Source organism: Neisseria oralis (assembly GCF_045062685.1).
In the GTDB taxonomy this organism is placed as follows: domain Bacteria; phylum Pseudomonadota; class Gammaproteobacteria; order Burkholderiales; family Neisseriaceae; genus Neisseria; species Neisseria oralis.
The window spans coordinates 1-244 of record NZ_JBJGEB010000102.1 but is presented as its reverse complement, the minus strand read 5'-3'; the positions used below and the strand labels follow the sequence as shown (position 1 = coordinate 244).

General features: G+C 37.3%; 1 protein-coding gene. It reads left to right on the top strand.

The features are described 5' to 3' along the window. Positions 1–32: 32 nt before the first annotated feature. Positions 33–244, top strand: a 212-nt coding sequence (locus tag ACI43T_RS12235; protein WP_405387398.1) for a DUF819 family protein, incomplete at its 3' end; no start/stop codon positions are given.

Here is a 244-nt window from a genome sequence, read left to right as displayed (position 1 = left end):
ACTATATTCCTGAACTAGATAAGGTAGCTGGCATGATTTCAGCATCTTATACGGGAGGTGGTGTTAATTTTGCAGCTATGTCAGCTAAGCTTAACCCTGCTAAAGATGTTATTGCAGCAACAATTGTTGCTGATAATTTGATGATGGCTTGTTACTTTTTTATTTTGATTGGTATCTCTTCCTCATATTGGGTCAGAAAAGTTTGGGGAAGTCCATATCAGGATAAATTGGAGCAGGAATATCA